7 protein-coding genes and 1 pseudogene are annotated in these 8,824 nt (G+C 44.6%); 1 reads left to right on the plus strand and 7 read right to left on the minus strand.

The features are described 5' to 3' along the window. The 5 genes from pglX to FTV48_RS13375 form a co-directional block, all read right to left on the minus strand. Positions 1-1,970: BREX-1 system adenine-specific DNA-methyltransferase PglX (gene pglX, locus FTV48_RS13355; RefSeq protein WP_180000664.1), on the minus strand; the 1,970-nt coding region annotated here is incomplete at its 3' end. A gap of 46 nt (positions 1,971-2,016) precedes the next feature. After that, positions 2,017-5,691 (minus strand): BREX system P-loop protein BrxC, encoded by a 3,675-nt coding sequence (gene brxC, locus FTV48_RS13360; RefSeq protein ID WP_180000666.1) that lies wholly within the window; start codon positions 5,689-5,691, stop codon positions 2,017-2,019. A gap of 41 nt (positions 5,692-5,732) precedes the next feature. Further along, positions 5,733-6,308, minus strand: coding sequence for a DUF1788 domain-containing protein (locus tag FTV48_RS13365; protein ID WP_180000668.1), 576 nt, complete (start codon positions 6,306-6,308; stop codon positions 5,733-5,735). Between the two features lie 16 nt (positions 6,309-6,324). Continuing rightward, the gene (locus tag FTV48_RS13370; RefSeq protein WP_121523422.1) at positions 6,325-6,936 is read right to left on the minus strand and encodes a DUF1819 family protein; all 612 of its coding nucleotides are present in this window, start codon (positions 6,934-6,936) and stop codon (positions 6,325-6,327) included. Between the two features lie 10 nt (positions 6,937-6,946). After that, entirely contained in the window at positions 6,947-7,813 is an 867-nt protein-coding gene (locus FTV48_RS13375; protein WP_005264236.1) for a YafY family protein, read from the minus strand. Positions 7,814-8,038: 225 nt separating this feature from the next. On the opposite strand from FTV48_RS13375, the gene FTV48_RS13380 reads away from it, so the two are divergent. Further along, a complete protein-coding gene (locus tag FTV48_RS13380; RefSeq protein WP_000506883.1) occupies positions 8,039-8,368 on the plus strand; it encodes a DUF4236 domain-containing protein in 330 nt (109 codons plus the stop codon). A gap of 106 nt (positions 8,369-8,474) precedes the next feature. Here FTV48_RS13380 and FTV48_RS13385 read toward each other — a convergent pair whose 3' ends face one another. Both FTV48_RS13385 and FTV48_RS13390 read right to left on the minus strand, forming a co-directional pair. Further along, positions 8,475-8,741, minus strand: a complete 267-nt coding sequence (locus FTV48_RS13385) for a Fic family protein (protein ID WP_306669357.1) — start codon at positions 8,739-8,741, stop codon at positions 8,475-8,477. Beyond that, a pseudogene (locus tag FTV48_RS13390) lies at positions 8,698-8,824 on the minus strand (SCP-2 sterol transfer family protein); the annotation flags it as partial. The gene FTV48_RS13385 and the pseudogene FTV48_RS13390, both read right to left, overlap by 44 nt.

The following is an 8,824-nucleotide window of genomic DNA, read 5'->3' on the forward strand; positions in this document are numbered from 1 at the left end:
GATTTATGATTATCAAAAATTGATAAGAATTTATTACTTACCCAATATGCTAAAGGACTACCTGGGATTTTCTTAAAATCATCGGGTTTAGCTATATAAAACCAACCACAATCAGGGTTATTAATTGCTTCTAATGTTTTAGGTGATTGATTTTCATGCCCTTTAAAATCAGAGAGTTTAATATAACTACCAACAAAATCTGCAATGTGTGCTTTTCCTACAATAAAAGCACATACAGGAACACAAGCTGGTTCAAAAGCATTATATTCAAGCTGTACCAGTGATTGGATTGTTGCATCTGTCACTAGTTTGCTACGCATTTGCTCATAGGACGAAATAAACATCCATACGTAAGGTGTTACAAACGCTGTTTCCCCAGATATTTTAGAAAGGGCTTGGCAACGCTCTATAAACATAGCGAACATATCTGACTTGCTGTCAGGGAATGTCTTCTTGGCAAAATCTTTAAGTGCTGTATTCATTCCCTTACCGCCCATATACGGCGGGTTAGCGATTACAGCATCATATTGTTTAGCGAGGAATTTAGCTTGTTGTAGTAAAGGTAATAATTCTTTTGCTGACTGCTGACTAAAGATATCTCCTGACTCTGATGCTGTATTGAGCTTAGTTTCTAAATCAGGTAGCTTTTTAGCGAATGCTTGAGGAATGTGAATCAAAGAACCAAAAGTCGAAGCATATTCAAATAAATCCAGCAGTTCTTTTAAGTCTGCCTTCTCTAGACCTGTACTTGCTAAATCCTGACTGAATGCATCCAAACGCTCAGGCTGACTATCCTGTAATGCAATAATATTCAGCTTTGGTGGATTGCTAAATAAACGGCGGTCATCCTCACGCGCTTTCATCAATAGCGCAAAACTCGCCAATTGTGCCGCACGAGTATCAATATCAATGCCGTACAGGTTATTTTCCAGAATCAAACGTGGAATATCACGGCTACGGTAACCACGTTCTAAGTAAATCGCTTTTAAGCAATCATAGGCTTCCACCAAAATATGCCCCGAACCACAAGCAGGATCCAGCACGGTAATGCTTTCAGGATTTAAGGTATCGCCATCTTCACTGATACGGACATTAATCAGTTGTTTTAACTGTGCATTGACTTCATCGCTTTGCTCAGCCGGCTGAATATAGTATTCCCATTCACTAGCAAGCGTACTGTCAGGCTGTGCCATCAGCCATAAACGACCGACACTGTTCTGTACCAAATATTTTACAATCCAGTTTGGCGTGAATAATTGTGTCGCAGCAGGAATATCTTCACTTTTGACAACTTTACCAATCACCTGATCTTTCTTTTCAGAAATATAGAATTGATATAACCAGCCAATAATCTGCACATCCGACCAATCTTCTTCCGGAATGCTGCTCACTAAATCACGGATCAAAGAGTCGGTTTTGGTGAGGTTATCCGGTAACAGTAGTTCAGACTCATCAGAAACCTGTTCAAACAAGAGTGGCATGACCTGATTCAACGCATGACATTGAGCCAGTAACAGCTCACGGTACAGCTCTTCGTCTTTATTACCATCCAGCTTTAACTCAGCTACACGGCTGGTATTTAAACCTGGTAACTCAATATCCAGACATTCTTCCAGAATCTGTGGCAAGCCTGCACTACCATCTGCACTACTCAGTACACGACGGCCATGATCGAGTAAGCCTTTGCATTCCATGTAGCGAATCGCACAGAGACGGTTAAACCAGCTATAAGCAATATAATCAATCGTCTGCTCAAAACTGCTGGTTTGAATGCGTTTGATCAGCTTGTCACGAGGTTTCATGACGGATAGCGGAAAAACCTGATCGCCAATCAGCAGCAAGTCGCCTTTCTGTTCAGCCGGTAAAATGCTGTCTGCGGTGATGCCGTATTTGGCGGCCTGCTTGCGCATCGCTGCGATAAAATCGTTACGTGCTTGCGGTGCGTATTTTTTAATATTACTGGTATTCATCTTTAAACCTTTAATCAATGACTGATGCCGATATCCCTAACCCAAGTTAGCGGATACGCACACGCTTTTTGTCACTCACGATTTTTTTCAATTCAGCTTTGAGTGCGTCTACAAACTGATCCACTGATTCTTCTGTTTCCAGGTAGACACTACTTGAACTTTTGCTGTAAATGCTGGCGACATCGACTTCCACTACCGGTTTCGGTGGTACTACCGCGATCGCAGGCTTTACCGGACTCACAGCAGCTGCTACTGGGCTGGCAGTAGTTGCTGTGCTGGTTACGCTCTCTGCTTTGCTCTGAGCCAGTTGTGCCGCTTTGGCCTGACGCTGAATTTCAGTCTGAACTTCTCGTTCCAGCTCATACAAGGCTTCGTCAAAACGCTCGACGGCGGTTTGGGTTTGCAGCATATAGATGGTGGACAGGCTAGTTTCCACTTCAATATCCGTTTTAAGCAGTTGTAGTGGGCGTAATAGCTTGTTACTCAGCTCAGCGGTAGCGATGCCACTGTTTTTAATCTCGGCTTCCAGCTGCTTGATCTTGTCATCAATTTGCTCTAGCGCCTGACTGCGTTTTTCCGTCAGTAAGCGTTGATTGACGCCTTCCACCGTGCGGACCAAATCAGCGATTTTATTTAACAGGCCGTAGGGTGATTCAGTGGTCGAAATACGATGTAATTCGGAGAGGGCTTTCTTTGCCACCTCATCACTGCCCAATGCCTGTTTATTTTTCTCAAAATGACGTAAGGCCTGTTGCAGTTGTTGCCAGCTCGGCATCTGGTTACTAAAGAATTCATGAATATCACGGTAGTCTTCTTCCAGATCCAGATAGTCGTCCTTGTTCTCAACCACGGCCTTAAAGAAATCGAAGCTGTCGCTATTGGCCAGCAGACGTTCCAAAGTCAGAATCGACTTTTCAATCACTTTCTTGCCCGGGAACTGTCCGACATCAGTTTTACTCTTATACGACTTAAAGTTGGCTAACCAAGTCTTAAAATGCTGCAAATAGAATTCAAACAGCTCTTTCTCAGTCGCTGGCCCCATGGCCGAGAATAGGTCTTGGGTCAGTTGGCGTGCCTGTTTCAACACCTGATCATCAGTCTGGCGCTTTTTAATAATGGAAACATCACGGCGACGGCGGCTGTTTTGTAAAGGCTCAAAGGCCTCTTTCAGCTGCAAGCTGCCACCATTTAACTGCAGTGAAATCCGCCCCATTGCCGCCAACTGACTCACCAGCAATAAAATCTCGGCATCTGGCCAGCCATAAGGACGTTTGGCGAAACGATCCACCACGTCAGACACCAGAATACGTTCTGTACCGGTTGCCCGCAGCGAAATGTACTGTTCCACTTCCTGTAGGGCTTTCGGATTCGTTTGACCACCATCCAGAGACAATCCGAGTTGCGCCATATCATCCACAGTCAAGACGGCGTTCAGTTCACGCCAGGCATCCTGCTGATAGACTTGCAGATAGCTCAGTTTGGTATAGGTGTTTTCCAGCAAATAACGACAAGCCTCATCCAGCTTGGTGGTTGGACTTGAAGATGAAAGTTGTAGATGTTGACCCAAGGCATAACTTTCCGCGTCCAGCAACATTTCTTCGACCCGGGCACGCAGGCGTTTTTTACGCTCCTGATTCTCACGGCCACGGTCTGCCAGAATACGGGTGATATCGGACTGAGTGCCATCATCATTTAAACGGATGAATTTATTGGTTTTCAGCCAGGTGCGCAGTTCATTAAAGAACTGTTTATCGTCTGCCAGTTTAAACAGCACTTGTCCTTCAGCCTGAGTACTTTTACCAATACAGTAAGCTTCAGTGTAGAGGTTGTATTCCGTATCCAGTGGAGAAATGATTTCAACTTTCAAATCGCTCTCATACTTGCCATCCAGGCTATGACCATCCAGAAAACGTCCAATCTGATAATCCATCTTGTTGGCTTGATGGCGGTATTTGTTCTGATCGCGCAGTAAATCTTTAAAGATCAGATTGGCTAACTCTTTATTTTCTTCTGAAGCTGCTAAGTCAGTGGCTTTAATTTTGCGGGTAATGTCCCGCTCTTCATTGGTCAGGAACAGGAACTCATCACCATTCCTCGTAATCAGGCTCTCTTTTTCCAGACGCTGCAGGCTCTCTTCAATCCGCTTGCGTAATGCCAGCTTATCTTCATCAATTTTCTCAATCGACAAAGTCACCAGGTTATCTAGCGTACCTTTGATGATATCGACATAGCGGATCATGAACAGGGTACGCAACATCTGCACATCAAAACCATCCAGGGTCTTATTCTGCCCTGCCTGGTCGATGGTACGCTTCACTGCTGTATCCAGGAAGCCTTCGACTGAAGTATAGAAGCGGTGGAAAGGAACCAGGGCACCGACTTCATCTGTGGCAATCGCATTGGCGGCCATCTGGAATGCATCTAGCATAGATCGTTCACCATAGGCCAGATGTGCACCAGTCGCACCGACTTTACGGATTTCTTCAAATACTTTTTGTACCAGCTGGAAATGGTACGGCGCAAAAGGATAGTTATGAATAAAACTGTCTGGCCCCTCATAGTTCTTGAGGGTTGGGCCTGAACGGTCAAAGGTAATCTGATTTTTTAAGATATCGCCCTTTTGCTCAAACACCGATCTGAGCAATGATTCTGCTTCTGGGGTTTTACGTAATAAACGTTTCTGGATGACTTCATCGGTATTGGAACTGGACAGTGATAAACGGGTTTTAAAACGCCCAGCAATCTTGGAGAAGTCATTGGCTTTGGAAGAAGACATCTCACCTAAAACAGCATCGATGTCTGCCTGTGAGGTCACGATAATCCAAGCGCGGCCTTTACAGATCGTACCCAGGTTTTCAGTAATGGTTTGCAATGTCAGCATCAAGCGGGTATCGCTGCCAATAAACTGCCCCACTTCATCGACCAAGAATAACATGCGTTGCTGGGGTCCTTTGCTGTCCAGGTATTCTTTCACCCACTGACAGAAGTTTTCAACCGAAACACTAAAGGTCTGCTCAGAATCCTCAAACCATTTATGCGCAGCTTCTGCTGATAAGTTGAGGGCTTGGGAAATTGCGGTCTCGACATCATCCTGATAGAACTGATAGCCGTCACGTTCTTCTAGCCAAGACATGCCGCTAGATTCTTCAAAAGCCTGTTTAAAGCGCTCATACACCCCTTTCTGGCTCAGGTGACGTTCCATATGTGCAATATGTGGATGGTCAGCACTAAAACCCTGATACTCGTTAAACACGCGTAAAAACACATTCAGAATCGGATTGCCGTCATCATTTGAACTGGCTTTACTGTCGATGTTAAATAGGATGACATCGGCATGATGACTAACGGCCTTGCCAATATCCGCACGGATAAACGCATCCCGGATTTTGCTTTCATCAAAGAATTCTGCAGCACTGCGTTCGTTACCTTCCGCGTCACGTGCCACTTTATTGGCCAGAATATAGGACAAGGTTTTCAGGAAATGTGATTTACCAGAACCAAAGAAACCTGAAATCCACACACCGACTCGGTTGGCAATCGAAGGATCGCTTAGATCTGTGCCATAAGACTGGAAAAAGTCCCGAAAATGCTTTTCCAGTTCATTGGTGACCACGTATTCATCGAGTTCCTGATAAACCGTGGTATTGTCATTCTGATCTGCCTTGACCACCCCGTTAATCGCACGATCTAATGGCTTGTAAAAAAGTTCTTTAATGTTCATCTCAATCCATTCCCCCGAATTCTTATTTCTATTTGCCGTGTTTAAGGCACTAATCTGAATGCTCTGTAGTAATTGTTGCTTGGAATTTTTCCAAATAAACTCATCGCTTGACCGTCGTAATACCCCGGATAAAACAATACGACTGGCTTATGCCCCAGTAACGAATGCAAACTATTCAATAAGTGATGGGCACGTAACAGTGGCCAAACCGACCCTACCCCAGTCATCAACACAATATCTTGCTCATTGGTGGCATATTTACTCACCAGATACGGCGCAAACTTATCCATATGCAATGGACCTTTCAGTGCTTTGATGAGCGCTTCATCGCCTTTGGCTTTTTGCATTTGAATGGCTTTATCGATGAAGTTACGCTCAGCCAGATAATCCACCACGGCTTGCAGCAGGTTGATATTCACCACCTTCAGCTGACTGTGTTTTTTCTCCAGCATCCCGTCTAGAAAATGCAGATATTCGCGCACTTTCAACTCATCTTCAGGTGCATAATCAAAAATCCAGAAGCCAATTTCATTGCCCAATCCTTGTCCAGTGAGAAACTCAGTGGAAAGAATTCGCTCTGGAATCTGGTTCAGACGCTCATGTATTGTTTGACTCATTGCTGCCCCTCTACAACTAACGCGTCCATACCGACACTTCCATAGATCTTTTAATGCGTTGTTTATAATGTTCTTCCAAGAGGCTACGCAGCTCTGCTCTGACGATCACGCGCTGCAACTCCAGCTTACGGGTACTTTTTAAGTAACCGGCTTCTGCCAGCATGCGAAACACCACCTGCCCCATTTTTTTCTTGCTGGACTCTTTCCAATCACAGATATCCGGATCACGTTGTGAGCGTTCATCCAAAAAATCTGACCAGATATAACTGTCCAAGTATTGCGCCTGAGAGATATAGGCATCCCTCATCACCGTTTCCATAAACTCAAGCAGCAACAGGTTGCGTTCCAGTGCGCCACAAAAAGCCACCTGGGTCGCCAGCTCATCATCCCCATCACGCAAAGCTTTCCAGAAATCAGGCTCTAAGCGCTCAAGACGCTTACGAATGGCAGTGGCGTTACGTTGGGCTGAAGCAGGCGTTCTTTTTTGCAGAATATTGTCAATCTGAATTGCCTGATGCCATTGTTCTGGAGTCGCTTCTCGTAATAACAGATCCGCGATCAGCCGGCTTTCACGCACCATCAGGGAGCCACCAATCAGGTCACTGTCATAATGAAATTGTTCTAACATGGCCAATCTCCTATGAGGCCTGATCAAACAGGTAAGACGACAGCTTTTCGATATCTGAGCGTTGTAGTACCAAGGGATATTTCAAGGCATCATCCGCCTCAGCCAGCGTGATCGCGGCCTGATATCGCTGCAAGGTATAGTGAGCCAGGGCTTTTTTCACCGGAATCTGTAATCTGCCATCAGGCATGCCGAAGTCTTTTTCGACCAGCGCTTGTTGTGATGAGTTCAATTTTGGATTAGGGATCAGCGTCAGTACAATTTCTTCATGCCATTGCTGATCCTGAGCAGGGTCTACTGACTCAATTGCCACCACAACAGGTGTGCGATCAATTCTGGAGAGTAAAAAGTCCTTAAACTGCTTGCTCTGATGGCAATAGGCACGGACATGCCAGCGAAAACCGGTATACACCAGGGTGTGTGGGGAAATGATGCGTTCATGCCACTGCGGATTCTGCATCGAGGCATAAATCATTTTTAAAGTGTTTTGGTTGCGGCAGGCACGCAAAACTTCCCGAATCACTTCAGGACGTACACTGCGATCAGGTAATTGAACTGCTGTAAGATTCGGTTCTGGTGTCGCAATCAGGGTATGCGATTCACTAACCAAACCTGACAGCATATTGAGATATTCATTGATATGTACGGTAGTCAGCACCGGTTGAAACGTGGCTTTAGGCACATAACCCTTGACGGAGGGATCATGGACCAAGGCATCTGGGTTATACAGCGTATTGTAACGCTTGATATCCGCAGAAGCCTGCTGTCGACTGAGCCCAAACCAGCTCATTAAACGATTGGTAACCAAACGACCTTCCCAGTATGCAAGGAGCTCGATCGCTCGCATTCGTAGCAGGACTTCATGCTTATCTGTCGTCATATACCAATCAGTCAATAAATAGCAGCTTTAAGATTACCCTACAGCAAATATACAGTAAACATTTTTGACGGTATTTAAAGGTAGTATTGCAATCACCAGATAAAAAATATACGGATGTCTCTATGGGGACAGCCGACTAGCGAGGTAGATGAGGATCTGAGATTCTCTGAATTTACCTCTATCAACTGAAATACACAGCGAACTGGTTTTGCAAATGGGGGAAATATGGGCTTTAGATTTCGCAAGAGCATTAAAATCTTACCGGGTTTAAAAATTAATCTGACGCCTAAGGGCATCAGCAGTGCGAGCATTGGCAAACCCGGTGCTTCTTTAAATATTGGTAAAAAAGGCACCCGAACCAGCGTGGGCATTCCCGGAACAGGACTTTCTTATTCCAAGCATCATCCTCATACAAACAGGCCGAATACTCCACAGAACGCCTCTGAGCAACCACCGCCATTGAATAACCCAGGTATGCAGACATCCAGATCAACTGTCTGGCTCTGGATCGCTTTTGGGGTGTTGTGTTTTATTGTTGGAGCAATCGTTTTTTAGAGGCTTTACAATGATGTTTGATTTTTATCATGGAATCATTTGAAGTGTCAGCAGTAGGCCTGAAGAAACACCAAAATTGATGCTGAGTACGATATTGGTTAGGTGTTCAACTTACTTCTAATCTTTGAATATTAAGTTTAATCATTTTTTCAGTGAGCTTAAAGTTACCTTCTTTCCATCCTGCGATCACTGCTTGATTCATAGCATCTGAACTCACAGTGGTCCAATCGATCGTATAACCTAACTTAAATAGTATCTGGCCTAGCATGAAACGTTGTGAGCGACCATTACCTTCTCTAAATGGATGAATATAATTTAAAACAACAAAAAATCTGGCCATTATTGACAATGATCTGACGTGCCATACCTTCATCTGTGCCAATCTGGATCCGGAATTGACGCTCATGTACCAGTTCAATAAATTTTGGGCTGGTACGTGCCAATTGCTTCATACGT

Source organism: Acinetobacter sp. YH18001 (genome assembly GCF_013416975.1).
GTDB lineage: Bacteria > Pseudomonadota > Gammaproteobacteria > Pseudomonadales > Moraxellaceae > Acinetobacter > Acinetobacter pseudolwoffii.

What these genes read in the sequence shown, in the direction of transcription:
- FTV48_RS13380 (WP_000506883.1), top strand. Translation starts at nt 8,039, where the DNA reads ATGGGCTTTAGATTTCGCAAGAGCATTAAAATCTTACCGGGTTTAAAA.
- FTV48_RS13375 (WP_005264236.1), bottom strand. Translation starts at nt 7,813, where the DNA reads ATGACGACAGATAAGCATGAAGTCCTGCTACGAATGCGAGCGATCGAG.
- FTV48_RS13385 (WP_306669357.1), bottom strand. Translation starts at nt 8,741, where the DNA reads ATGAAGGTATGGCACGTCAGATCATTGTCAATAATGGCCAGATTTTTT.
- FTV48_RS13370 (WP_121523422.1), bottom strand. Translation starts at nt 6,936, where the DNA reads ATGTTAGAACAATTTCATTATGACAGTGACCTGATTGGTGGCTCCCTG.
- FTV48_RS13365 (WP_180000668.1), bottom strand. Translation starts at nt 6,308, where the DNA reads ATGAGTCAAACAATACATGAGCGTCTGAACCAGATTCCAGAGCGAATT.
- brxC (WP_180000666.1), bottom strand. Translation starts at nt 5,691, where the DNA reads ATGAACATTAAAGAACTTTTTTACAAGCCATTAGATCGTGCGATTAAC.